Origin of the sequence: Mycolicibacterium chitae (assembly GCF_900637205.1) — a bacterium.
Lineage (GTDB): Bacteria > Actinomycetota > Actinomycetes > Mycobacteriales > Mycobacteriaceae > Mycobacterium > Mycobacterium chitae.
Window position 1 is genome coordinate 4,767,349 of sequence record NZ_LR134355.1, and the last position, 24,718, is coordinate 4,792,066.

21 protein-coding genes are annotated in these 24,718 nt (G+C 69.7%); 5 read left to right on the top strand and 16 right to left on the bottom strand.

What is annotated here, in order from left to right; translation table 11 throughout:
• The gene (locus EL338_RS22820; protein WP_126337047.1) at positions 1 to 1,335 is read right to left on the bottom strand and encodes an MFS transporter; all 1,335 of its coding nucleotides are present in this window, start codon (positions 1,333 to 1,335) and stop codon (positions 1 to 3) included.
• Between the two features lie 160 nt (positions 1,336 to 1,495).
• Positions 1,496 to 1,894 (bottom strand): STAS domain-containing protein, encoded by a 399-nt coding sequence (locus EL338_RS22825; RefSeq protein ID WP_126335820.1) that lies wholly within the window; start codon positions 1,892 to 1,894, stop codon positions 1,496 to 1,498.
• A 245-nt stretch (positions 1,895 to 2,139) separates the two neighbouring features.
• Here EL338_RS22825 and glgX point away from each other — a divergent pair, with 245 nt between their 5' ends.
• Entirely contained in the window at positions 2,140 to 4,335 is a 2,196-nt protein-coding gene (gene glgX, locus EL338_RS22830; protein WP_126335821.1) for a glycogen debranching protein GlgX, read from the top strand.
• A 1-nt stretch (position 4,336) separates the two neighbouring features.
• Here the strand turns inward: glgX and EL338_RS22835 are convergent, their stop codons facing one another.
• The 11 genes from EL338_RS22835 to EL338_RS22885 all read right to left on the bottom strand — a co-directional run bounded on the left by EL338_RS22835 (position 4,337) and on the right by EL338_RS22885 (position 16,402).
• Entirely contained in the window at positions 4,337 to 5,395 is a 1,059-nt protein-coding gene (locus EL338_RS22835) for an AbrB family protein (RefSeq protein WP_170217480.1), read from the bottom strand.
• Positions 5,396 to 5,403: 8 nt separating this feature from the next.
• Entirely contained in the window at positions 5,404 to 6,726 is a 1,323-nt protein-coding gene (locus tag EL338_RS22840; protein ID WP_126335822.1) for an MmgE/PrpD family protein, read from the bottom strand.
• Entirely contained in the window at positions 6,723 to 8,081 is a 1,359-nt protein-coding gene (locus tag EL338_RS22845; RefSeq protein ID WP_126335823.1) for an MmgE/PrpD family protein, read from the bottom strand. Before EL338_RS22845 ends, EL338_RS22840 begins: the two co-directional genes overlap by 4 nt.
• Positions 8,078 to 9,340 carry an MmgE/PrpD family protein gene (locus tag EL338_RS22850; RefSeq protein WP_126335824.1) on the bottom strand — a complete coding sequence of 421 codons (1,263 nt, stop codon included), beginning with the start codon at positions 9,338 to 9,340 and terminating at the stop codon, positions 8,078 to 8,080. The genes EL338_RS22845 and EL338_RS22850 overlap by 4 nt, the downstream gene beginning before the upstream one ends.
• On the bottom strand, positions 9,337 to 10,716 hold the full coding sequence (locus EL338_RS22855) for an MmgE/PrpD family protein (RefSeq protein WP_126335825.1): 1,380 nt from the start codon (positions 10,714 to 10,716) through the stop codon (positions 9,337 to 9,339). The genes EL338_RS22850 and EL338_RS22855 overlap by 4 nt, the downstream gene beginning before the upstream one ends.
• A gap of 61 nt (positions 10,717 to 10,777) precedes the next feature.
• Complete coding sequence (locus EL338_RS22860; RefSeq protein ID WP_126335826.1) at positions 10,778 to 11,530, bottom strand: SDR family NAD(P)-dependent oxidoreductase; 753 nt, start codon at positions 11,528 to 11,530, stop codon at positions 10,778 to 10,780.
• A gap of 13 nt (positions 11,531 to 11,543) precedes the next feature.
• Positions 11,544 to 13,088, bottom strand: coding sequence for a tripartite tricarboxylate transporter permease (locus EL338_RS22865; RefSeq protein WP_126335827.1), 1,545 nt, complete (start codon positions 13,086 to 13,088; stop codon positions 11,544 to 11,546).
• Positions 13,088 to 13,564 carry a tripartite tricarboxylate transporter TctB family protein gene (locus EL338_RS22870; protein ID WP_163791892.1) on the bottom strand — a complete coding sequence of 159 codons (477 nt, stop codon included), beginning with the start codon at positions 13,562 to 13,564 and terminating at the stop codon, positions 13,088 to 13,090. Before EL338_RS22870 ends, EL338_RS22865 begins: the two co-directional genes overlap by 1 nt.
• Before the next feature lie 4 nt (positions 13,565 to 13,568).
• Entirely contained in the window at positions 13,569 to 14,573 is a 1,005-nt protein-coding gene (locus EL338_RS22875; protein ID WP_163791893.1) for a Bug family tripartite tricarboxylate transporter substrate binding protein, read from the bottom strand.
• Between the two features lie 240 nt (positions 14,574 to 14,813).
• Positions 14,814 to 15,647 carry an IclR family transcriptional regulator gene (locus EL338_RS22880; RefSeq protein WP_126335830.1) on the bottom strand — a complete coding sequence of 278 codons (834 nt, stop codon included), beginning with the start codon at positions 15,645 to 15,647 and terminating at the stop codon, positions 14,814 to 14,816.
• A 14-nt stretch (positions 15,648 to 15,661) separates the two neighbouring features.
• Positions 15,662 to 16,402, bottom strand: a complete 741-nt coding sequence (locus EL338_RS22885) for a GntR family transcriptional regulator (RefSeq protein ID WP_126335831.1) — start codon at positions 16,400 to 16,402, stop codon at positions 15,662 to 15,664.
• A gap of 241 nt (positions 16,403 to 16,643) precedes the next feature.
• Between EL338_RS22885 and EL338_RS22890 the strand changes: the two genes are divergently transcribed.
• A complete protein-coding gene (locus tag EL338_RS22890) occupies positions 16,644 to 17,321 on the top strand; it encodes a GntR family transcriptional regulator (protein ID WP_126335832.1) in 678 nt (225 codons plus the stop codon).
• Positions 17,322 to 17,325: 4 nt separating this feature from the next.
• Here EL338_RS22890 and EL338_RS22895 read toward each other — a convergent pair whose 3' ends face one another.
• Genes EL338_RS22895 through EL338_RS22905 form a run of 3 tightly spaced genes read right to left on the bottom strand, consistent with a single transcriptional unit; the run spans position 17,326 to position 20,455 of the window.
• Entirely contained in the window at positions 17,326 to 18,144 is an 819-nt protein-coding gene (locus EL338_RS22895) for an HpcH/HpaI aldolase/citrate lyase family protein (protein ID WP_126335833.1), read from the bottom strand.
• Positions 18,141 to 19,274, bottom strand: coding sequence for a CaiB/BaiF CoA transferase family protein (locus tag EL338_RS22900; RefSeq protein ID WP_126337049.1), 1,134 nt, complete (start codon positions 19,272 to 19,274; stop codon positions 18,141 to 18,143). The genes EL338_RS22895 and EL338_RS22900 overlap by 4 nt, the downstream gene beginning before the upstream one ends.
• Positions 19,275 to 19,300: 26 nt before the next feature.
• Positions 19,301 to 20,455 carry an acyl-CoA dehydrogenase family protein gene (locus EL338_RS22905; RefSeq protein ID WP_126337051.1) on the bottom strand — a complete coding sequence of 385 codons (1,155 nt, stop codon included), beginning with the start codon at positions 20,453 to 20,455 and terminating at the stop codon, positions 19,301 to 19,303.
• Between the two features lie 134 nt (positions 20,456 to 20,589).
• Here EL338_RS22905 and EL338_RS22910 point away from each other — a divergent pair, with 134 nt between their 5' ends.
• The 3 genes from EL338_RS22910 to EL338_RS22920 are packed head-to-tail and all read left to right on the top strand — an operon-like array spanning position 20,590 to position 24,716.
• Positions 20,590 to 22,518, top strand: coding sequence for a flavin-containing monooxygenase (locus EL338_RS22910; RefSeq protein ID WP_126335834.1), 1,929 nt, complete (start codon positions 20,590 to 20,592; stop codon positions 22,516 to 22,518).
• A gap of 33 nt (positions 22,519 to 22,551) precedes the next feature.
• The gene (locus EL338_RS22915; protein WP_126335835.1) at positions 22,552 to 23,577 is read left to right on the top strand and encodes a zinc-binding dehydrogenase; all 1,026 of its coding nucleotides are present in this window, start codon (positions 22,552 to 22,554) and stop codon (positions 23,575 to 23,577) included.
• A 59-nt stretch (positions 23,578 to 23,636) separates the two neighbouring features.
• Positions 23,637 to 24,716, top strand: a complete 1,080-nt coding sequence (locus EL338_RS22920) for a glycoside hydrolase family 183 protein (RefSeq protein WP_126337053.1) — start codon at positions 23,637 to 23,639, stop codon at positions 24,714 to 24,716.
• Positions 24,717 to 24,718 lie beyond the last annotated feature (2 nt).

The following is a 24,718-nucleotide window of genomic DNA, read 5'->3' on the forward strand; positions in this document are numbered from 1 at the left end:
TCAATTCTGCGCGCCGCTGACGTGCGACCCGGCATTGCGGGGCAGTCGGAGCGTCTCGATCAGGGTCACCGCCATCACCGCGCCCAGCACCAGATACGTCAGCGAGTACGACGTGAGCAGGCTGACCACCAGCGCGGCCAGGGCGACGCCGAGCCCGGCGGCCAACTCCTGCACCGAGGCGTTGAGCGTGTTGGCGTGGGTCAGGTCGTCGCCGTGCACATCGGCGAACGCCAGCGAGTTGTAGGCGGTGAAGCCGATCGACCGCAGCGCGCCGCTGATGTACAGGATCACCGCGATGACCGCGACGGGCATCCCCGGTTCCAGCAGCGCCAACAGCCCGAAGCAGGCCACCGACGCGAGTCCGTTGAACCACAGTACGTTCCGGATTCCGAGCCGTCGCATCAGCGGCGTGGTGATCGGCTTGATAGTCAGGTTGCCCATGAACAGCGCGGCGACCATCAACCCGGCGGCGAACGGGCTCCAGCCGAACTCCAGCTGGAACTGCAGCGGCAGCAGGAACGGTACGGCCGTGATCACCAGCCGGTACAACGATCCCGCCGAGACGGTGATCCGCAGGGTGCGCACCCGCAGGACGCGCAACTGCACCAGCGGGTCCGCCGCGCGCAACAGGTGCCAGAGCGCACCCCCGAGCAGCAGGACGGCCAACGCCATGCCGAGGCCGACCCGCAGCCAGTCGGTGCCGCTGATCCGGATGTGTTCCAGCGCGATCAGCCCGATGCCGAGTCCCAGCCCGAGGGCGAGGGTGCCGCGCCAATCCAGCTGCCGGCGCTGCGGCGCCGGTTCGCCGCGAATCAGCTTGAGCGCCAACAGGAAGCCGACGATACCGATCGGCAGGTTGATCAGGAAGATCCACCGCCAGGACCCGACGGTGGCGATCGCACCGCCGAGCACCGGCGCCACCACCGGGGCGGTCAGGGCCGGCCAGGTCAGCAACGCGATGGCCCGCACCAGGTCGGACTTGCTGGAGTGCCGCAGCACCGCGAGCCGGCCGACCGGGACCATCATGGCCCCGCCGACGCCCTGCAGGATGCGCGTGGCGACCAGCATCGGCAGCGTGGTGCTGGCCGCACAGCCCACCGAGGCCAGCGTGAAGATTAGAATCGCGGCGAGGAAAACCCGTCGCGCGCCAAACCGATCGGCGAGCCAGCCGCTGACCGGGATGAGGACCGCGACCGTCACCAGGTACGCCGAGATCGCCACGTTGATGTCCACCGGGGGCACGCCCAGCGACTCCCCCATCACCGGGATCGCGGGCGTGATGATCGTCGCGTCCAGGATCTGCATGAAGAAGACGCCCGCGACCAGCAATGCCATTGCCCTGGGGAAGGGTTGGCTCTCGGGTACGGCTGTCATGTCAGGTGCGTCGACGCTTTCTCTCAGCCCCCGAACAAGAGATCAGGACCGCGAAAGTGTAGCCGAGACCACGACGAACAGCAGCGCGAGCCGTCCGCTCTCGATGGCGCCGTGGCGCCGGTCAGCCGCCGACGAGTTGCAGCCCCGGGGCGCCGCGCAGCACTGCCAGCGCCGCCGCCAACGAGCCCGCGGCCGGCAGATCGCCGGCGGCGTCGCAGACCCGCAGCATCCGCGCGACGGCCGGGCCCGTCACCAGCACCCACGCGGCGTCGATCCGGATGCGGCGCAACGCCGAAACACCCGGCGTACCAAAGAACGTCAACTCGCTGAGGTCCACCACCAACTGATCACACCCGGAAACCAGATCCTGCACGTAATCGCAGAAGTCGTCGGCGTTGGCGGCGTCGATCTCGCCGTGGGCGCTCACCGCGACGACCCCGGTGTCCAGCCGGCGATGACTCAACCGCACGGTCCGGTAAACGATCGGTGCGTCGGATTCGAAATTAGCTGTTACAGACATCTTGTGCCCCGTCAGTAGACGAAATTCGTACTACGGATTCGTCATGTCGAGGTGTGGCGGCGGCAGGAATTTCGGCCTGCTCGTCACCTCGATACTGCTGACGGTTCCGGGCGGCTGTGAGACTCAACCTTCACCCAGGCTAGCCCAGTTGGCGGCCGATGGAGAATTCCTCACTGTTTTCTCAGCTGCGGTCGGGACGGGTCCGCGGGTGTACCGCGCGACTCACAGGGGAACTCGCTACGTTAATGCCCTGCGCAGCGCGCGCATGCGAATCAAAGAGGTGGGTGAAGCACGAGGTGACGAGTTCATCGCCGGCGCCGAAGACCGAGGTGTGGCCGGGTAAGGCCTATCCCCTGGGCGCGACGTACGACGGGTCCGGTACCAACTTCGCCCTGTTCAGCGAGGTCGCCGAGCGGGTCGAGCTGTGCCTGTTCGACGCCGACGGCACCGAGACGCGGATCAAGCTGCCCGAGGTCGACGGGTTCGTGTGGCACGGCTTCTTGCCCGGGGTGGAGTCCGGTCAGCGCTACGGCTACCGCGTGCACGGCCCCCACGACCCGGCCAACGGCCACCGCTGCAACCCGAACAAGCTGCTGCTCGACCCCTACTCGAAGGCCATCGACGGCAACTTCAGCTGGGATCAGTCGCTGTTCGGCTACAACTTCGGCGATCCCGACAGCCGCAACGACGAGGACTCGGCGGCCAGCATGCCGAAGTCGGTGGTCATCAACCCGTACTTCGACTGGGGCAACGACCGGCCGCCGCAGCACGAGTACGCCGACACCGTCATCTACGAAACCCACGTCAAGGGGTTGACCCAGACCCACCCCGAGATCCCCGAGCAGGCCCGCGGCACCTACGCGGGCATCGCGCATCCGGCCATCATCGAGCACCTGCAGTCACTCGGGGTGACCGCGGTGGAACTCATGCCGGTGCACCACTTCGCCAACGACTCGACGCTGATCGACAAGGGCCTGAACAACTACTGGGGCTACAACACCATCGGCTTCTTCGCCCCCGACGCCAAGTACACCTCGAGTACCACCCCGGGCGGGCAGGTGCAGGAATTCAAGGTGATGGTGCGGGCCCTGCACGAGGCCGGCATCGAGGTCATCCTGGACGTGGTCTACAACCACACCGCCGAGGGCAATCACCTGGGTCCCACGGTGTCCATGCGCGGCATCGACAACGCGGCCTACTACCGCCTGGTCGACGACGACAAGCGCTATTACACCGATTACACGGGCACCGGTAACAGCCTCAACGTCGGGCACCCGCACGCGCTGCAGCTGATCATGGATTCGCTGCGGTACTGGGTGACCGAGATGCATGTCGACGGATTCCGGTTCGACCTCGCGGCCACCCTGGCCCGGGAGTTCTACGACGTGGACCGCCTGAGTACGTTTTTCGAACTCGTGCAACAGGATCCGACGGTCAGCCAGACCAAGCTGATCGCCGAGCCATGGGACCTCGGCCCCGGCGGCTACCAGGTGGGCAACTTCCCGCCGCAGTGGACGGAGTGGAACGGCAAATACCGCGACACCATGCGCGACTTCTGGCGCGGGGAATCCGCCAGCCTGGGTGAGTTCGCCTCCCGGCTGACCGGGTCGGCGGACCTCTACGAGCACACCGCCCGTCGTCCGGTGGCCTCGATCAACTTCGTCACCGCCCACGACGGGTTCACGTTGCGGGATCTGGTGTCCTACAACGATAAACACAACGAGGCCAACGGCGAGGACAACAACGACGGCGAGTCCCACAACCGGTCGTGGAACTGCGGGGCCGAGGGCCCGACCGACGATCCGGGGATCACCGAACTGCGGGCGCGTCAGCAGCGCAACTTCCTGACCACGCTGCTGCTGTCCCAGGGTGTGCCGATGATCAGCCACGGCGACGAGTTGGGCCGCACCCAGCACGGCAACAACAACGGGTACTGCCAGGACAACGAGATCACCTGGGTGGATTGGGAATCCGCGGACGAGGGGCTGCTGGAGTTCGCCCGCAAGGTCTCCGCGCTGCGCGCCGACCACCCGGTGTTCCGCCGCCGTCGCTTCTTCACCGGCCGCCCGGTGCGACGACGGGGGTCGACCGGACTGCCGGACATCTCCTGGTTCCGACCGGACGGCTCGGAGATGACCGAGGAGGACTGGGATTCCGGCTTCGGCAAGTCGATCGCGGTGTACCTCAACGGCCAGGGCATCCCGGGGATGGACCGTCGCGGGCATCGGATCACCGACGACTCGTTCGTGCTGTGTTTCAACGCCTACCACGAGCCCATCGAATTCACCTTGCCGCCCACCGAACTGGGCGCGCAGTGGCGGGTGGTCACCGACACCGCGGTCCCCGAGAACGGGCACGGCGAGACCACCATGGCCGCGGGCAGCATCGTGATCGTCGAGGGCCGCGCGCTGGTGGTGCTGCAGGCCGCCGACGAGGAGTAGGTCAGCCGGGGTCCGGGCCGGTGGGGCGGTTGCGGAAGTAGGCCGCCACGAACGGCGCGATGGCCAGCACCATCAGCATCCGCACGATCTGGGCGGCCGCGACGAACGTGACGTCCGAACCGGTGGACTCCGCGGTGCCCATGACCGCGTAGATGCCGCCGGGCGTGGTCGCCAGGTAGGCGTCCAGGGGGGTGGCGTCGGTGGTGGCCGCCAGGATCGCGCCGAGGCCCGCGCAGCCCACCAGGGTCACCACGATGGTCAGCATGGCCGTCGGCACCATCCGGCCGATCGACTTGAGGCTCTCCAGGGTGAACTTGAGCCCGACCTGGACACCGATCGCCAGATAGCCCAGGCCCGCGATCACCACCGGCACCTGCGCCCCGGCGAAGTACGGCACCAGCGTCAGCGGGGCCGCCACCAGCAGCGGGCCCAGCAGCGCCGGCGACGGCATCCGCAGCAGCTTCCCGGCCAGCACGCCCCCGCCGATGGCGATCGCCACGAACGGCAGGTCCACCCGCCAGTCCCCGCCGACCACCCCGCGCGCGCCGCGCTGATCCGAGGCGCCGAACAGCAAGGTGACCACGACCGGCAGGGTGAGCAGCACGATCAGCAACCGCAGATACTGCAGCACGGCGATGACGCGGGAGTCCGCGCCCAGGTCGTCGGCCATCGCGGTCAACCCGATGGCCCCGCCGGCGATCGACGAGAACGTGGCGGTGGCGGGGCTGGCGCCGCGCCGGATCAGCAGGGTGCCGCACAGCACGCTGACCACCAGCGCGAAACACGAGATCCCGATGACGATCAGCCAGCGCGCGCCGAGGTCCACCAGGGTGTCCCACTCGATCGCGGACCCGACGATGGCGCCCACCACGGCCTGCCCGGCGTGGAACCAGGACACGGGCAGCCGCAGCGGCGCCGCCGGCCGGGCCAGCGCGTAGAGCAGCGCCCCCAGCAGGCCGCCGAAGAGCAGCGGCGTCGGCAGCGCGATCGCGATGAACCCCAGCGAGACGACCGCGACGGCGACGAGCAGCAGCAGCCAGCGGCCGACGGCGGAGGCCACCGGCGGCGTTACCGGGCTACGGCGAACAGGTCTGCGGCCCCGGCGATCTCGTCCAACCGCCAGGCCACATCCCACAGCCGGCTCGGGTCCTCGAGCCGGCTCGCCAGGCGCACCACCTTGTCCTGCAGTTCGGCGTCGGTCATCGGGGCGGCCGCGCTGGCGGTCGCGTGCTCGATGGTGAACTCGACCTGCGCGCCGCCGGTCAGGGTGGCCGTCAGCCCGCAGGAGTCCGGCGCCCGGTCGGGATTGGTGTTGACCGTCACCCGTCGGCGCAGCGCTGCGATGGCCGGGTCGACGGCGGTCTCGTCGCTGAACTCGGCCGGTCCGCCGGCGTCGCGCAGCAGGCCGACCGCGAAGCAGTGGTAGACCGAGAACTTGCTCTGCAGACCGGTTTCCGGTTCCGTCACGCCCATCACGTCGAGCACCCGCGGGTGGACGTCGAGGGTCACCGACTCCACGGCGCCGGCCTCGACGCCCTCGGCGCGCAGCCGCTTGCCGGCGTCGATCACCGGGTGGCTGACGATACCGCAGCTGTACGGCTTGAGCGCGTTCTGTTCGACCAGCCAGCGCGACCCCAGATCGGCCATCGGCGTCCAGTCGACGTCCTCGGCCATCAGCGCGGACATGCCGCGCCGGCCGGCCAGCGGCTCCGCGGGGCCGGTGAAGCCCTGCTCGGCCAGCAGCGCCGCCTCGACCCCGGTCGACGCGGCGCGGCCGACCTGGAAGGCCTTGGTCATCGAGCCGAGTTGTTCGGTGTGCCCGGCGGCCTGGGTCGCCGCGATGGCGATCGCCGCCGCGGTGCGGGTGGCGTCCAGGCCCAGCACCCGGGCGGCCGCACACGCGGCGCCGATCGGCCCGGTGGTCGCGGTGACATGCCAGCCGCGGTCGAAGTGGCTGGGCCACAGGGCATCACCGAGCCGGCTGGCGACCTCGACGCCGGCCACCACTCCGGTCATCAGCGTCGCGCCGTCCGCGCCCACCAGTTCGGCTGCGGCCAGCGCCGCGGGCACGATCGGCGCGCCGGGGTGCAGGATGCAGCTCAGGTAGGTGTCGTCGAAATCCTCGACGTGCGCGGTGAGGCCGTTGACCAGCGCCGCCCACGGCGCGGTCAGTTGTTCGCTGCGGCCGAGCACCTGCGCGGTGCCGCGCTGGCCGAGATCCGCGGCGGCGGCCAGCACCGCCTCGGCGGCCGGGTCGTGCGCGGCGCCCACCGACAATCCGATCACGTTCGCCGCGGTGCGGCGCGCGGCGACCCGCGCCGACTCGGGGATGTCGCTCCAGTTCAGCTCGGCGACAAAGGAACTGATTCCGGTGGTGATATCGGTGCTCATGCGGGGGTGCCTTCCTGGTCGGTACGGGCCGCGGTGTCGGCCAGGGCGCGGAACCAGCCCTGGGCGCTGGGTGCCGCGGCGACCGTGCGTGCGGTCTCGACGATCTCCTTCTCCCGGCCCGGCAGGGTGCGTTCCACCAGCGCCAGCACCTTGTTGTCGAGTTGGTCGTCGGTCAACGGCACCTCGAGGCTGCCGCGGGCGTTCTGCACCGCGCAGGTCTCGGTGCTGCCGTCGGCCAGGGTTGCCGTCACAGCGACTGCGGCCCTGGCCACCTCGGGGTCCGGTTGCAGCTGCACCTTGGCCCGCATGGCGATGACGGGTGCCGAGCGCACGTGCGCGTCGTCGTAGGACCCGAGGGTCACCGGACCGTCCAGCACGCCGCAGGCCACGCCGTGCACGGTGGAGAACCGGGCGGCCAGCCCGTCGGCGGGATCCGGATTGCCGGTCAGTTCCACCACCAGCGGGTGGCAGCGCACCTCGACGCGCTCGACCTCGCGTCCGCCCACCGCCTGATGCAGCGCCTCGGCGGCCTCGATCGCGGGGTGGCTGACGATGCCGCACGGGTAGGGCTTGTAAGTGTTGTCCAGCAGTTCCCAGCGCTGCCCCCAGCCGTCGACGAGCTTGGCCACGTCGAGTTCCGGTGCCAGCACCCGGAAGTAGCCGCGGGGTCCGTCCAGCGCCGTCGGCGAGGCGGTGAGCCCGTGCGCGGCCACCGTCGCCGCGACCAGGCCATTGGCGGCGGCCTTGCCCGGGTGCAGCGGCTTGTTCATGGTGCCGAAGCCCTCGCGGTGCCCGATGGTCATGCTGGAGGCAACGCCTATCGCGCGGCCGGTGGCCTCGGCGTCGAGCCCCATCAGCATCGCGGCGGCCATGGCCGCGCCGATCGGGCCCACGGTGCCGGTGATGTGCCACCCGGCGTCGTAGTGCGACGGCGACATTGCCACCGCGACCCGCAGCTGCAGCTCGATGCCGACGGCGAAGGCGCGCAACAACTCCTCACCGGTGCGGTCGTGCAGCCAGCTCGCGCCCAGTGCCGCGCCCAGGGTGGCGGCCCCGGGGTGCACGACGGTGGCCAGATGGGTGTCGTCGAAATCGTCGAGGTGCGCGGCGAAGCCGGTGATCAGCGCCGCCGACGGCGGGTCGAAGGTGTCGGCGCGCCCTGGGACGGGCACCTGTCCCGGCGCGCCCGTGCGGCGCATGCCGGCGGCGACGATGTCGGTCTCGGCGGTGGCCGCCGCACCGATCGTGGTGCCGACCACGTTCAACAGGGAGCGGACGGCCTCGGTGCGCACCGGGCCCTCCACCTGGTCGGCGACGGCGAGGGCCTGCGCGGCCAGTTCGGTCAGATCGATCATGTCGGGTCCTTCTGTGTCGAGGAGTCCTGTGTCGAGGCGTCCTGTGTCGAGGCGCCCTGGAAGAGGTCGGGGAGGTCGGCCCAGCCGGCGGCGAGTACGGTCTCGGCGCGGTCGCCGACGCAGTCACGTACCTTCTGCGCCAATTGATCTCGGCTGACCGGGCGGCCCGGCGCGCCGGGCGGGATGTCGATCTCCCCGCTGTGGGTTTCGCCGTCGGAGGTCGTCAGCTGCACCCGGACCACGTCGTCGAGCAGCCCGTCACCGCCCGGGGACAGGTGGACGGTGACGTTGCGGGTGAGCCGGGCGACCTCGGGGCGATGCACGGCGTCATCGGAGAAGCTGTGGAATCCCGCGAACCGGTCGATGACGCCCACGGCCAGCGCGTGTTCGAGACAGAACTTCGCCTCGAGACCGGAAGTGGGCCGGTGATGCACCAGGGGCTGCACCGCGGATTCCTTGAGCCACACGTCGATTCGGTCCACCCGGCTCGGATCGAGGTCGACGGCCACCTCGGCCGCGCAGGCGATGGGCCGTTGCAGCGCATAGCAGCACGGGTAGACCTTCACGGCCAGCCCGCCCGGGATCATCTCCGGCGAACCCAGCGCCAGGTCGAACGGCGGCTCGGAGACCAGCGCCAGCCACGCGTCGACCACCCGCAGGTCGGCCGAGGCGCCGTCGGCCGCCAGTTGGGCCGCCCGGATCCCGGCGTCCACCGCCAGGCCCACCTGGATGGCCTTGCCGTCGCTGCCGAAGGCGCGCTGCACCCCGCCGGCGCTGGACACCGCCAGCGCGATCGCGGTAGCGGTCCGCTCCACGTCCATGCCCATCGCGGTGGCCGCGACCGTCGCGGCGGCCATCGGGGCGGTCGTCGAAGTCGCGTGCCAGCCGCGCGAGTAGTGGTCCCAGCCCAGGGCCGCGCCCAATCGGGCCATCACCCCCGCGCCGGCCAGGTAGGCGCGCGCATCGCCGCCCGTGGCCGCCGCGGCGGGCACGCACACGGTGCTGATGTGGGTGGTCGACGGCAGGTGCAGGTCGTCGTAGTCGATGACGTGGGCCTGGGCCGCCCAGCGGGCCGCGGCCGGCAAGCCGGCGACCAGCGTGGTCAGCGGATGATCGGCGCCGGCCAGCGCCACGGCGACGGTGTCGATCAGCGCGGTCTGGGCCAGTTCCAGGTCCGCCGGACTCGGTACCGTCTCGACGGCCCAACCGGCCAGCGATTCCGCGGTGGTGCGCAGTTGCGCGGGGACCCCGACGGTCATCGGCGGGCCTCCGCGAGTGCGCCGGCGGTCAGCCGGCCGGTGATCTCGCCGATGTCCGCGCAGCCCTCGAGCGACCACAGCCGTTCCATGAGTTCGCCGGTGGCCGCGGCGTCGAGCACCGGTTCCATCAGGTCGACGGCCTTGGCGGTCACCTCGTCGTCGGTCATCGGATCGTCCACGGTGCCGCGCACCGCACCGATGTAGCGCTGCCGGGTGCGGCCGTCGGCGAGGGTGACCGTGACGTCGGCGGTGCGCACCCCGGCCTTCTCCGGGTCGGGCACCAGATCGGTGCGCTGGCGCAGCGCGGTGATCACTGGGTCGGTCATCCGATCGTCGTCGTGGGCCATCGCGAAGGTGAACGCCCGGTCGACCAGCGTGCCGGCCACCAGGTACTGGCAGCAGATGTCGGGCATCGAGCGGTTGTCGACCACCCGACACAGGTCGTGCGGCAACACGATTCGGATGTTGGCGACCTGCGCCGGGTCGATGGGCTCTTCCTCGACGAGTTCGAGCATCGCCTGGACCGCGGCCTGCGCGGGTGAGCCGACGGCGAACTTCTTGATGTTGGTGTGCATGATCTCGTAGCGCTCGCCGAGGCCGTCGGCCAGTTCGTCGCGGCGGACCTCGGCCGACAGGGCGTCCAGGAAGTTGGGCACGCCGCTGAACACGTCGTCGACGCCGTCGCAGCCCGAGGCGACCATCGCCGCGGCGCGCACGCCGTTGGACGCCGGCATGCCCGCGAACACGAACGCCTTCTCCACGTGGTTGGGGTCGCGCACCCAGCTGGTCACCCCCGAGGCGCTCTGGGCCGCATACGACAGCGCGTGGCGGGCCTGCTCCTCGGTGAAGCCGTACAGGGTGCTGGCGGTGGCGGCCGCGCCGAACAGGCCGCAGTAGGCGTGGGTGCTGCGACCGCTGGAATCGGTGTTCAGCACCGGCTTTCCGAGGCTGAGCACCACCCGGGTGCCCACGTCGTAGCCCGCGGCGACGGCGCGCAGCACCTGCTCCCCGCTGCTGCGGCGCAGATCGCCGACGGCCAGGGCGGCCGGGACGACGGCGCAGCCGGGGTGGCTGATGGAGCGCGCGTGCGAGTCGTCGGTCTCGTCGGCGTGCGCCGACATGCCGTTGGCCAGGGCGGCCTCGACCGGCGCGGCCCGCCCACCGCCGATGAGCACGCTGGCGCCGTCGGCCACGTCGGCGACGTAGGCCAGACCGCGCTTGCCGGGCGGCAATTCGGCGCCGGAGACCATGGCGGCGATGGTGTCGATGACGTGGTGCTTGGTCTTGTGGAGCACTTCCGGCGGCAGCGGGGTCGATGCGGCGGCGCTCAGGAATTCGGCGAGGCGGCGGGTTTGCGCGCTGATCTCGGCAACCATCTGGGGTCCTTTCGGGGGTGTCGGCGATGTATTCGAAGTCCGCTGGTCAGGCGGAAAGTCGCTACATGTACGCACCGCCGTTCACCGAGAGCACCTGCCCCGTCACGTATCCCGCGTCCGGCCCGCACAGGTAGGACACCGCGCCGGCGACGTCCTCGACCGCGCCGATGCGCCCGACCGGATTACCCTGCTCGGCCAGGTGCCGGTAGTGCTGCGCGGCGGTGCCGTCGTCGCCGAGGCCCGGGCGCCGTTCGGTGTCGATGTGTCCGGGCGAGACGGCGTTGACGGTGACGCCGGAACCGTCGGCCTCGTGGGCGCAGGCCTTGGTGAGTCCGATCAGGCCGGACTTGGCCGTTACCACCGGAACTCGGCCGGCGGCGCCGGACTGTCCCGACATGCCGGCGATGTTCACAATGCGGCCCCACCCGCGTTCCCGCATGCCGGGCAGCACCGCCCGGGTGGTCAGGAACGCCCCGGTCAGCACGGTGGCCAGCACCGCGTCCCAGTTCTCGACCGTCATCGACTCGAGGGGTCCGTGCGCCCGGATGCCGGCGTTGTTGACGACGGCATCAACGGCGCCCCAGGCATTTTCGACGTCGTCGATCAGGCGGCGCACGTCGTCCTCGACGCCGATGTCACCGGCGAAGGCGCGCACCGCCTCGCCGGCCCCGGCCGCCGCCAATCCCTCGGCCGCCGCGACGACGCTGTCGCGGTCGCGTCCGGTCAGACATACTCGCCAGCCGTCGGCGAGAAGCCGGCGGGCGATCGCCAGCCCGATGTTGCGGCTGGCGCCCGTCACAATTGCGGCCCGCACCCGGGCCTCCTCTCTAGTTGTACTGCTCGGCCGGTTCGGGGTCGGGCGTGCTCGCGCCGCGGCGCTTGCGCAGACCCGAGACCGCCATCAGCGCCAGGGCGCCGATCAACAAGGCCCACAGGATGTTCACGACGACCGACCCGAAGAAGTAGCTCGGCCCGTCGGCGAGTTGCAGACTGCGCAGCAGATACTCCTCGGCAAGCGGGCCCAGGATGATGCCGAGGATCAACGGGATCACCGGATATCCGTTGAGCCGCAACAACAGACCGATGACGCCGAAGAACAGCGCCAGGCCGACGTCGAAGATCGAGTTGCGGATGGCGTACACGCCGACCATCGACATGAACAGCACGGTGGGCACCAGGAACGACAGCGGCACCTTGGTCACCGACGCCAGCGGTCCGGCCAACACCACGCCCAGCGGGAGGATCAGGATGCTGGCGGCGATCAGCGCGATCGCCACCGCGTAGACCTCGGCGCTGTTGCTCTGCAGCACCCGCGGTCCGGGCTGGATGCCCTGCAGGTAGAACGCCGCGAGCACGACGGCCATGGTGGCGCTGCCCGGGATGCCGAGCGTGAACGTCGGGATCAGGCTGGAACTCGCCACCGCGTTGTCACAGGCCTCCGAGGCGATGATGCCCTTGTGGCTGCCCTTGCCGAATTCCTCGGGTGTCTTGGAGCGCCGCTTCTCGAACGAGTAGCTGATGAAGTTCGCGACCGCCGCACCCAGGCCGGGGATGAGCCCGAGGATGATCCCGACGCTGCTCGAGCGCGCCACCGCGCCCGGTTCCTTCAAGGTGGCCTTCACGCCGTCGATCGCGTCGCGGGTCTCCTTGCGCAGCCCGCCGGAGTCCACGGCCTGCTCGCGCTGCCGCTTCTGCATCAGCGTGGAGCCGACGAGCATCAGCATCTCGCTGATCGCGAAGACGCCGATCAGCGCCGCCAGGAACGGAATTCCGTCGTAGAGCTGCAGTTCGCCGAAGGTGAACCGGGTCTCGGCGGTCCCGGGACTGACCCCCACGACGGCGAGCAGCAGGCCCAGCAGGCCGACCAGCAGCCCCTTGCGCGCCGACCCGCCCATCAGGGACGAGGCGACCACCAGGCCGAGCACGATGATGGCGAACATCTCCCGCGCACCGAATTTCAGCGACAGCGCGCCGAGCGGTTGGAGCAGGAACAGCACGAAGAATCCGCTGATGACGCCGCCGAGGACCGAGGCCATCCGGGCGATGCCGATCGCCAGCCCCGCTTGACCGCGTTTGGCCAACGGGTAGCCGTCCAGGGCGGTGACCGCCGAGCCGGCCTCACCGGGCACGTTGAACAGGATCGCCGGGACCGCGCCGCCGAATTGCGCTCCGGCATAGATGCTCACGATGAGCACCAGGGAGTTCTCCAGCGGCAGGGTGATGGCGAACGGGAGCAGCAGGGCGGCGGTGTTGGAGGTGCTCAGGCCCGGCAGCACGCCGACGACAAAGCCCACCGAGACGCCGACCACCAGCCACATCAGCGGCGCGGGCTGCAGCAGCAGTCCCAGGCCCGCGGTGATGTTGTCCAGCATCAGAATCCTCTGGCAAGGGGTAGGGGGACGCCGATCAGCATGGTGAACAGCACGTAGCCGAGGCCGATCAGCACCAACGGAAAGACAATCAGGACAAGGGGTTTACGCACACCCATGATCAATAGGCCGCCCAGGACCAGCAGGCCGGCGGCCGGGTAGAACCCGATGGGCTTGACCAGCCAGATCGACAGCGCGATCAGCGCGATGAAGCCCGCCACCCGCCAGGCGACCAGCCGGCCGTACTCGGGGTCGGGTTCGTCGCCGGCGGCGCGCTCGCGCAGGTCGGCGACCAGGTTCCAGACCCCGACGAGCACCAGCAGGCCGGCCAGCGCCCGGGGATAGCCCTTGTCGGCGGGGTTGAGATCCACCGACATCATCCACGCCAGCACGCCGATGACGATGGCCATCCCCCCGGGCGCGGAGACGAGGGCAAGCCTCGCCCCCGCGCTGCCGGTGTGGTTCTCGGTCGCGGTCAAAGGATCAGCCGCCGAAGGCATTCGGGTTCGCCTCGAGGAGTTGTTCGATGTCGGATTGCGACTGCGTGGCGAGTTCCTCGACCTCGTCCGGGGTCAGGTAGGCGACCTTGGACTCCTCGCCGAGGTCGGCCAGGGTGCTCAGGTAACCCTCGTTCTCGACCGAGGTCTTCAGGGCGTCGACAAGCATCTGGTAGCGCTCGGGGTTGTTGTCCCGACACTCGGCCGAGGCGAACACCACGTAGTTGGAGGCGTTGGCCGGCAGTTCCACCCCGAGTGCCTCGTTGATGGGCGGCGCGTCGTCGGTGACGTCGGGCCACTTGTTCTCGGGCTGGCTGACGGCGATCACGCGGGTGTCGTCGGCGATGGCCAGGCTGTTGAACACGCCGGCGTGGGTGGCGTCCACCTCGCCGCTGACCAGCGCGGTCCGCGAGGGCCCGCCGCCGTCGTAGCCGATGATGTTGAGGTCGATACCCAGGTCGCGCTCCATCTGGAGCAGGGCGATGTAGTTGTTGCTCTGCAGGTCAGAGACGCTGATCTTGATGGCGCCGGGCCGGGCCTTCGCGTCGTCCACGAACGCCTGGATGTCCTGCCACGGCGCGTCGTTGCGCACCCGGATGACGCCGGGTTCGATGCTGATCCCGCCGACCGGGGCGAAGCTGTCGAGGTCGTAGTCCACGGACTGGGTCATGTAGGAGAACATCAGGTGCGGCACGCCGTGGGTGACGACGCTGGTGCAGTCGGCGCCGTTGGTGAGCATGGTCTGCGCGCCGATGGCGTAGCCGCCACCCTCCATGTTCTCGACGGTGGTCGTGGTCCCCAGCGCTTCGGCGAAGAACGGTTCCAATTGCCTTGTCGTGGTGTCGAATCCGCCGCCCGGGGCGCTGGACACGACCCAGCGCAGCTTGGCGCCGGAGAAATCCGTGCCCTCGGACTCGGAGGCGCAACCGGAGAGCGCCAGGGCGACCGTGGCGGCGCCGACCAACATGGTGCGGGTGGTGTGACGTGTCATTCGATATCCGATCGTCTGTGATCTGGGTCGCGGTCTAGTTATGGCCGTACATTTCTGAGTCAACATTTCAGTGGATGTGAATCTTCTAATGTCTGCGCAGTTCAGCCCAACCATCAGGCCGCCTGATCCGCATGCGCGCAGCACAAAGAACGTACGGCCATTTGCGCAAGCTTTCCGCGTAGCGGGAAGGCCATCCGCGCTACGGGAACGTTAGGGGTGCGGCCCCATGTGTGTCAAGCGTCACCTCGAGCCGGCGGATGGGCGCCCGGTCGCACCCGGGGGCAGGTAGCCCAATTCACCGGAGATGTCGGCGGCCGCCGCCAAGATGACCGGCAACATCCGGTACATCCATTCCTCGGTCACCCGCATCGCGGGGCCGGTAACGCTCATCGCCGCGACCACCGTGCCGGTGTAATCCCACAGCGGCACCGCGATGGACCGGATCCCGGCCACTCGTTCCTCGAACGAGAACGTGTAGCCGTGCTCCCGGACCAGGGCAATCTGCCGGGTGAGTTCCGCGCGGTCGATGACGGTGCTCGCGGTGATGCTCTCGAACGGCCCGGCGAGCACCTCGGCGATGGTCCGCTCGTCGGAGTAGGCCAGCAGGACGCGGCTGGGCGCACCCTGGTACAGCGGAATCGATTGGCCCCACTCGGTATACGTGCGTCGCAGCGGCTGGGTGCTCTCCACCTGGTCGACGACGAAGCGACCGCCGTTCTTGGCCACGTGCAGACCCACCGTCTCGCCGGTGCTGTCGCGCAGTCGGGTCATCACCGGCCGTGCGACCGCGGTGAGGTTGCCGGTGTCGCGCGCGGCGGCGGCCAGTTGCAACACGCGCGGGCCCAGCGCGTAGTTCGGACCGACCTTGGTCACCAACGCATGCGTGCACAGCGACGCCAGCACCCGGTGCACGGTGCTGGTGCTCAACCCGGTGGCGCGCGCGATGTCGCTGACCCCGAGCCGCAGTTCACCGTGGGTGAACGCGTCCAGCACGGCCACCGCGCGGTCGACTGCGGCGATCCCGCTCTGCGGCACGAACGAGGTGTCGCCGGTGTCGTCGTCGGCAGGCCGCATCGAATTCCTCTTGCTCAACTGCGCGTGCGGCGCAGGCTGGATCGGTAGCTGTACAGCGAGGTGACGAACCGGGACACCGCCAACTCGACCGCCGTACCGGTGATCGTCCGGTAGAGGCGATCGATGCGCAGCATCGGCTCGCCGGGCTCGCAGTCCGTCGCGGCGACCACGCGTTCGTCGGCCGTCGCCACCGTGATGGTCTGGTCGGCGCCGCCGATCGGGTCCGGCAACACCGGGTCGAGCAAGCCGATGATAGTTCGCGAACTCCGGGCGCCCTGCTGCACTTCCGGGACATCGTCGATCAGGGCACCGAACTCGGACGGCAGGTAGACGTCGGTCACGCAGAACGGAATGCCCAGGTGCAGCCGCCGAAACGACAACGTCGCGACGACGTCGCTGGACAGTCCGAGCCGGCCGGCCGCCTCGATGTCGATACGCCGCGACAACGACGACAACACCTCCATCTCGGTGTCGACGGACAGACTCATCAGGTCCTCGACGGTGCCGAAGCGGCGCAAGTACTGCGAGCCACCGCCGGCGGCGAACGTCCCGCGCCCCGGCGTGCGGGTCACCAACCCATCGGAGACCAGTTCCTGGTAGGCGCGACGGACGGTCTGCCGACTGACCCCGTGTTCCTCGGCGAGTTCGGCCTCGGTGGGCAGGCGCAGTTCGGCGTCCGGGGAGCGCAGCACGGTCAGGCGCAGCGCCTCGGCAATGCGCTGGTAGGCCGGAGCAGCGCCGGAGTCGGCGGTCATCGGACGACATACCTCCCCTGTTGCGTCGGACCAATGCGATATGTACGCACCCTCGCCACCAAATGTCAACCTTCGCGAGCGTGCGCGCGAAGGTGCGCTGTCCTGCGCACACGCGCCCGACCCGGGCGCATGTCCCAGGGTTCGGCGGGACTGTCACCCTCATTTGTACATACCTTTGCGAACCGCCGCCGCGCGCGGTTCGGACGCTGGCCAGACGCAGAATATTGTCTATATTCGATGGGTGAACACTGCCGCTGACCGCAAGCGGAAGCCCCTGCTCCGGCTCAGCGACGTCGCGGCGGCCCACGTGCGCGAACTCATCGTTTCCGGCCAGCTGCGCGCCGGGGAGTTCATCCGCCCCGAGACCGTGGCCGACGAACTGGGTATCAGCGCGACCCCGGCCCGGGAGGGGCTGCTGCTGCTGCAGACCGAGGGGTTCCTCACCATCGAACCCCGCCGCGGCTTCTCGGTGACCGCCCTGTCCAGCGAGGACATCCGCGACATCTACGACGCCCAGGCGCTGCTGGGTGGCGAGCTCACCGCGCGCGCCACCCGGCTGATCACCCCGGAGCTGCTGGACCAGCTCGAGGCCACCCAGGCCGAGCTCGAAAAGGCCGCCGCGGAAAAGGATTACGAGGCCGTCGAGCGGCTCAACCACCGATTCCACGAGGCCATCTACCGGCTGGCGGGCTCCCGCAAGATCCGCTGGCTCATCAAGACCACGCTGCCGTATGCCCCGCGCAAGTTCTTCGCCGCGGTCGAGGGCTGGCCGGAGGCCTCCGCGCAGGACCACCGCGCCATCATCGAACACCTGCGCTCCGGCGACGAGGAGGCGGCCCGGGAGGCCATGGCGCGCCACGTCCGCAAGGCCGGCGCCCTGCTGGCCGAGCACCTCGCCGCGAGCGGAACGCTGGGCTAGCGGCTCAAACCCGTTGCGCCACGGCCAGAATGCGGCGCGCACGGTCCACCACGGGCAGGTCGATCATCCGCCCGTCGACCGCGGCGGCGGATCCGTCCGCGGTCTCCGCGGCGGCGACCACCTTCGTCGCCCACGCGATGTCCGCCTCCGACGGTGCCGCCGCGGCATGCACCGCCGCCACCTGGGCCGGATGGATGCACAGTTTCGCCGACATGCCGAGTCGCCTGGCATAGGTGAAATCGTCGGTGACCGGGCCGGTTTCGGTGAACACCGTGGTGACCCCGTCGATCGGCGGCGCCACCCCGGCCAGCACGGAGGCCAGCACCAGCGTCGAGCGGTGCAGCAGCAGCGCCTCCCGGTCCTCGGGATCGACACCGAGTTCGTTGGCCAGGTCGATGCTGCCGAACGCCACCCGGGCCACGCCCGGCACCGCGCAGAGTTCGGTGGCCGCGGCGACCCCGGCCGCCGTCTCGATCAGCGGAACCACCGCGGCGCCCGGTGCCAGCTCGGTGATCGGCGTGATCTGCTCGACGCGTTCGGCTTTCGCCAGCATGACCGCGGGACGGTGCGCCGCGACCAGCGCCAGATCCTGCTCGTGCCACGGGGTGTCGGCGGCGTTGATCCGCACCATCGCCGAGTGACCGGCCGACAGCCACTGCCCTACGTGCGCGCGGGCGGCGTCCTTGTCGGTGCCGGCCACGGCGTCCTCGATGTCGAGGATCACCACATCGGGCTGCGCCGCAACGGCTTTGTCGAACCGCTCCGGTCGGTTACCGGGCACGAACAACAGCGACCGCGCCGCGCGGACGTCGTCGGCGTTCATCGGCCGAGTTCTTCGAGGATCGCGGCGGTGTGCTCGCCGAGGCTGGGCACCGGCCCCATCCGTGGTTCGGCCCCGAGCTCGACCGGCGGCAGCAAGGCCCGAACCGGACCGCCCGGGGTCTGCACGGTCCGCCAGCGATCCCGCGCCGCCAAGACGGGATGTTCGAGGAACTCGTCGACCGTGTTGACCCCGGCGAAGGCGATCCGCGCCGCGGTCAGCCGCGCTTCCAGTTCGGGGGTCGGCAGGCTCGCGAAGACCTCGGCGATCACGGCGTTCACCACGTCGCGGTGGGCGACCCGCAGGGTGCTCGAGGCGAACCGGGGATCCTCGGCGACGTCGGGTCGCTGCAGCACCCCGTCGCAGAACCTGGCCCATTCCGGCTCGTTCTGGATCGCGATCAGCACGGTGTGACCGTCCTCGGCGTCGAACGGTCCGTACGGCGCGATCGTGGCGTGCTGCGCGCCGAAGCGCCCCGGCTGGCGGCCGGCGCCGGCAGTGAAATGGGCTGGCTGACCGACCCATTCGGCGAGCGCCTCGAACAGCGACACCTCGATGGTCGCGCCCTCGCCGGTCTGTTCGCGGCGGTACAGCGCGGCCAGCGTCCCGCTGAAGGCGTACATGCCCGCGGCGATGTCGGCGATGGACACGCCGACCTTGGCGACCTCATCCGGGGTGCCGGTCAGTGACACCAGCCCCGTCTCGCACTGCACCAGCAGGTCGTAGGCCTTGCGGTCCGCCCAGGGCCCCGAACTGCCCCAGCCGGTGACCGAGACGACGATCTTGCGCGGGTCGCGGGCGCGGATCTCCTCGGCCGAGAGCCCCAGCCGGGCGGCCGCGCCCGGACCCAGGTTCTGCACGATGACGTCGGCCTTCTCGGCCAGTTCGTGCAGGATCTTGTGCCCGGCTTCGGATTTGACGTCGATGGCCATCGACTCCTTGGAGCGGTTGAGCCAGACGAAGTAGCTCGATTCGCCGTTGACCGAGTCGTCGTACTGACGGGCGAAGTCCCCGGAACCGGGCCGCTCGACCTTGATCACCCGCGCGCCCAGATCCGCCAGTTGCCGGGTGGCGAACGGGGCGGCCACCGCGTGCTCGAGGGAGAGCACGGTGACGCCGCTCAGCGGAAGCATTGCCGGGTCGGCGGATTGGGCCGCCGTCACAGGTCCAGACCGCCGCGCTTGACGAGCTGCTTGGCGATCACCCCGCGCTGGATCTCGTTGGTGCCCTCGCCCACGATCATCAGCGGGGCATCCCGGAAGTAGCGTTCCACGTCGTATTCGGTGGAGTAGCCGTAGCCGCCGTGCACGCGCACCGCGTCCAACGCGATCTCCATCGCGACCTCGGAGGCGAACAGCTTGGCCATCCCGGCCTCCATGTCGACGCGGGCGCCGGAATCGAATTTCGCTGCGGCGGTGAGCAACAGCGCCCGGGCGGCCGACAGCTTGGTCCCCATGTCGGCGAGCATGTTGCCCACCGACTGGTGCTGCCAGATGGGCTTGCCGAAGCTCTCCCGCTCCTGGGCGTAGCGCAGCGAGTCCTCGAACGCGGCGCGCCCGACCCCGGTGGCCCGCGCCGCCACCTGCAGCCGACCCACCTCGAGGCCCTTCATCATCTGGGCGAAGCCGCTGCCCTCGGCGCTGCCGAGCAGCGCATCGGCCGGCACCCGGCAGTCGGTGAAGTTGAGCTCGCAGCTCTCCACGCCCTTGTAGCCGAGCTTGGGCAGATCCTTGGAGACCGTGAAGCCCGGCACCTTCTCGACCAACAGGATCGACACCCCGCGGTGGGCCGGTTCGGCGGTCGGATCGGTCTTGCACATCAGCGCGACCAGTCCGGCCCGCCGCGCGTTGGTGATCCACGTCTTCGAGCCGTTGATCACGTACTCGTCGCCGTCGCGGCGCGCGACCGTGCGCATGGCCTGCAGGTCCGAACCGCCGCCGGGTTCGGTGAGCGCCATGGTGGTGCGCAACTCGCCGGTGGCCATCCGCGGCAGGTAACGCTGCTTCTGTTCCTCGGTGCCGAACATGGTGATCAGCTTCGAGACCACGGTGTGCCCGCCCATGGCGCCGGCCAGGCTCATCCAGCCGCGGGCCAGTTCCTCGGTGACGGTGACGTAGCAGGGCATCGACACCTGCCCGACGCCGTACGGTTCCGGGATCGCGAGCCCGAAGATCCCGATCTCCTTCATCGTCTCGATGAGTTCCTCGGGATACGTGTTGGCGTGCTCGAGTTCGCGCGCCACCGGTTTGACCTGCTTCTCGACGAAGTCGTGCACCGTATCGACCAGCGACTGCTCTTCCGCGGACAGCACCATGCCGCCACCTCCAATCTCCATAGAAAATATTCTATGGAGAATAGAACAAGGGCCGCAACCGGTGGGTGGCCCCTCCGAGTAGACACTTTCCGTTGAATGTTCACTCCCGCCCGGCGATCGGTTAACCTCGGCGAATGCGCAATCCGCACGCCGGCGAACCATTCACCAGTTCGGATGCCGAGATCGCCGCGGCGCTGGCCGACGTGTCAATCCCCACCCTGCTGCTGTCGTGCGTGCACATGAGCGGCGATACCACGCTGCTCGACGGCCCGCTGCGGCCCGCCGGACTGTTCCTCAACGAGGTCCAGGGCTATATGTCCGAGGAGGACAAGGCCGCCGCCCGCGCCGTGGCGCTCGACATCATCCGCGACTACCGCGACCGGGGCTGCCCGGAACCCGCGCCCATCGATCCGCAGCTGCTCAAGCGGATGATGGACTGGCTGGTGTGCGCCGAGGTGCCCGACGAGTATGTTCCGATGATGCTCGAGGAGATGGGCCTCGACGGCCGCGACGCCCGCGGGGCGGGCCATACCTCGAGTCGGGAGTCCCGCGCCGAGTTCCCGGTCGTGGTGATCGGATGCGGGCAGTCGGGCCTGCTGGCCGCGATCCGCTTGCAGCAGGCCGGCATCCCCTACACCGTCCTCGAGAAGAATGCGGGTGTCGGCGGAACCTGGTGGGAGAACACCTATCCCGGCGCGCGGGTGGACGTCGGTAACCACTTCTACTGCTACAGCTTCGAACCCGATGATCACTGGAGCGAATACTTCGCCCGCCAGCCCGAACTGCAGAGCTACTTCCAGACCGTGCTGGAGCGCCACGGCATCGGTGACCACGTGCGGTTCAACACCCGGGTGCTCGATGCCACCTGGGACGAGGCCGCGGCAACCTGGACGGTGCGGATCCAGGGCGCCGACGGCGCCGAGGAGACGCTGCGAGCCCGGGCGGTGATCAGCGCCGTCGGTCAGCTCAACACCCCGCACATCCCCGAGTTCGCGGGCGCGGAATCGTTTGCGGGACCGGCCTTCCACACCGCGCGCTGGGATCACGACGTCGACCTCGCGGGCAAGGACGTCGCCCTCGTCGGCGCCGGCGCCACCGGCTTCCAGGTGGCGCCCGCCATCGCCGACAAGGTCAACCGCCTCACGGTGTTCCAACGCACTGCGCAGTGGATGTTCCCCAATCCGAACTACCACGAGTCCGTCGGGCCGGGCGTGCAATGGGCGCTGCGGCACCTCCCGTTCTACGGCCGCTGGTACCGCTTCCTGATCTTCTGGCCCGGCTGCGATACGGGCCTGGCCGCGGCCAAGGTCGACCCCGACTGGCCCGATCAGCAGCGCGCGATCAGCGCGGCCAACGACCTGGCCCGGATGATGTTCACCGAGTGGATCACCAGCCAAGTCGACGGCGACACCGACCTGCTCGAGAAGGTCCTGCCCGACTATCCGGCGACGGGCAAGCGCACCCTGCAGGACAACGGCAGCTGGCTGCGTACCTTGGGCCGCCCCCACGTCGAACTGGTGCGCACCCCCATCGACCACGTCGAGCCCGCGGCCGTCGTCACCGCCGACGGCACCCGCCACCCGGCCGATATCCTGGTGTACGCCACCGGTTTTCGCGTCAACGACATGCTGTCCTCGATCCGGGTATACGGCCGCGACGGTGTCGAACTGCACGACGCCTGGGGTGAGCGCCCCGCGGCGTACCTGGGCATCACCGTCCCGGGGTTCCCGAACTTCTTCTGCATGTACGGCCCCGGCACCAACCTGGCCAGCGGCGGCAGCCTGATCTTCCACTCCGAATGCCAGATCCGCTACATCATGGGATGTCTGGACCTGCTGCTGGCCGCGGGTGAGCGCGCGATGACGCCACGCCGCGAGTGCTACGACGACTGGTATGCGCGCTGCCAGGACGAACTCGCCACGCTGGTGTGGTCCCAACCCAGCATCGAGCACAGCTTCTACAAGGACGACAACGGCCGGGTGCATTCGCTGAGTCCGTGGCGTCTGGTCGATTACTGGGCCTGGACCCGCACCCCGGATCCGGCCGACTTCGAATTCGCTTGACCCCCGCAGCGCCGCGGGCTACCAAGGAGAGTAATGCGCACCGTAGTGATCGACGCCCCAGGTCAGATCCGTATCGATACCCGTCCCGATCCGGGTTTGCCCGGGCCCGACGGCGCCGTCATCGAAGTCAATGCCACCGCCATCTGCGGTTCGGATCTGCACTTCTACGAGGGTGACTATCCGATGCTGGAGCCGGTGGCGTTGGGCCACGAGGCCATCGGCACCGTCGTCGAGAAGGGCGCCGACGTCCGCACCGTCGAGGTCGGCGACCTGGTGCTGGTCTCCTCGGTCGCGGGCTGCGGCCACTGCGTCGGGTGCGCCACCCACGACCCCGTCAACTGCCTGGGCGGTCCGCAGGTCTTCGGCGCCGGGGTGCTCGGCGGTGCGCAGGCGGACCTGCTGGCCGTACCCGCCGCCGATTTCCAGCTGCTCAAGATTCCCGACGGCCTCGACACCGAGGAGGCCCTGCTGCTGACCGACAACCTGGCCACCGGCTGGGCCGGCGCGCGGCGCGCCGACATCCCGCCCGGCGGCCCCGTCGTCGTGCTGGGCCTGGGCGCGGTCGGCCTGTGCGCGGTGCGCAGCGCCATCGCCCAGGGTGCGGGCACCGTGTTCGCCGTCGACCCGGTGGAGGGCCGCCGCGATCGGGCCGCGCTCAGCGGCGCGACGCCCGTGGCACCGCCGGCGGTCGAGGCCGTCATAGAGGCCACCAAGGGCCGCGGCGCCGCGTCGGTGATCGACGCCGTGGGCAGCGACGCGACCATGAGCGCGGCGCTGTCGCTCGTGCGGGCCGGTGGCACGGTGTCGGTGGTCGGCGTGCACGACCTCAACACGTTCCCGTACCCGGCCACCATGTGCCTGCTGCGCAGCATCACGCTGCGCGGCACCACCGCACCGGTGCAGCAGACCTGGCCCGAGCTGATCCCGCTGATCCAGTCCGGTCGCCTGAACACGGCCGGGATCTTCACCCATTCCATGCCGCTGGGCGAGGCCGCGGCCGGATACGCCGCCGTGGCGGCCCGCACGTCGGACTGTGTGAAGGTGACGCTGACGCCGTGAGTTGGGTGTCGGCGGCGTTGTCCGTGCTGCGCGGCCGGGACCAGTTCGCGCAGGCGGCGCTGCCGGCCGGGTCCCGTTCCGACGGCAAGCTCGCCGACCTGACCGGTCCCGGGATCACCGACCGCTGGGGCGTGACCGCCACCGACCTGGGCGCTGTCGTTCGTGCCCGCAACGGCAAGTTGGTCGCGGTGTTCGGCGATACCTTCGCGGGGCGTCGGGTTGGCAAGGGCGACTGGCGATCCCCGGTGATCCTGATCGGCGAGGGGGATGCGACCACCCCGATCGTGTGGGAGCGCGCCGGCGGACCCGATCCGGACTACGCGCGGCAGTTGCGGTTCTACATCCACGACCACGGCCCGCACTGGGCCCGCGGCGGCATCAGCACGGTGCTGCCATCGGATCTGCTGCGCGTCGACGACATGCTCTACCTGCACGTGATGGTCAATCGTGGTCTGCACCGGGTCCTCTGGACCGAGATCTGGTCGTCGGCCGATGATGGCCTCACGTGGGAGCACATGGGTGAGGCGGCGACGTTCGGGGCCGATCTGCACGACGGTCACGCCCAGTTGTGGTCCTGGGACTACGACCCCGACGACGGCTGGGTCTACATCGCGTCGACGGGATTTCAGCGCGACAAGGGCATCATCCTGCGCCGGGTCCGACCCGCCGACATCGGCGATGCGTCCGCGTACCAGGCCTGGGGCCGACGGCGGGGCCAGTGGTCCTGGAGCCCGCACGCGAGCGTGTTGTCCCCGGCCGACGAACGCTGGGGCGAGTTGTCGCTGCGCCGGCTGGACACCGGGCAGTGGGTGCTCGGCGGCTTCCTCGCGTCCGAATATGCCCTGGGTTACCGCACGCTCGGATCGCCGACGTCGCCCCTGACCGCAGCCCCGTTGCAGCGACCGGTCTCGGGCTGCAGCTGGCCCGGGGAGAGCCACGTCGATTGCCGGGTGGCCCAACTCTACGGCGGCTACCTGCTGCCCGGTTCCCGGCTGGATGTGCCCGGCGGGGTGGGGTTGGTTGTCTCCCATTGGCATACCAAGCGCGGCTGGCCGTATCGGGTGATGCAGTTCCGGGTCACGCTGCGAGACACCACCGGCGACTCCATCGAACCGATTGCGCCGCAGCAGGACCCCTGATC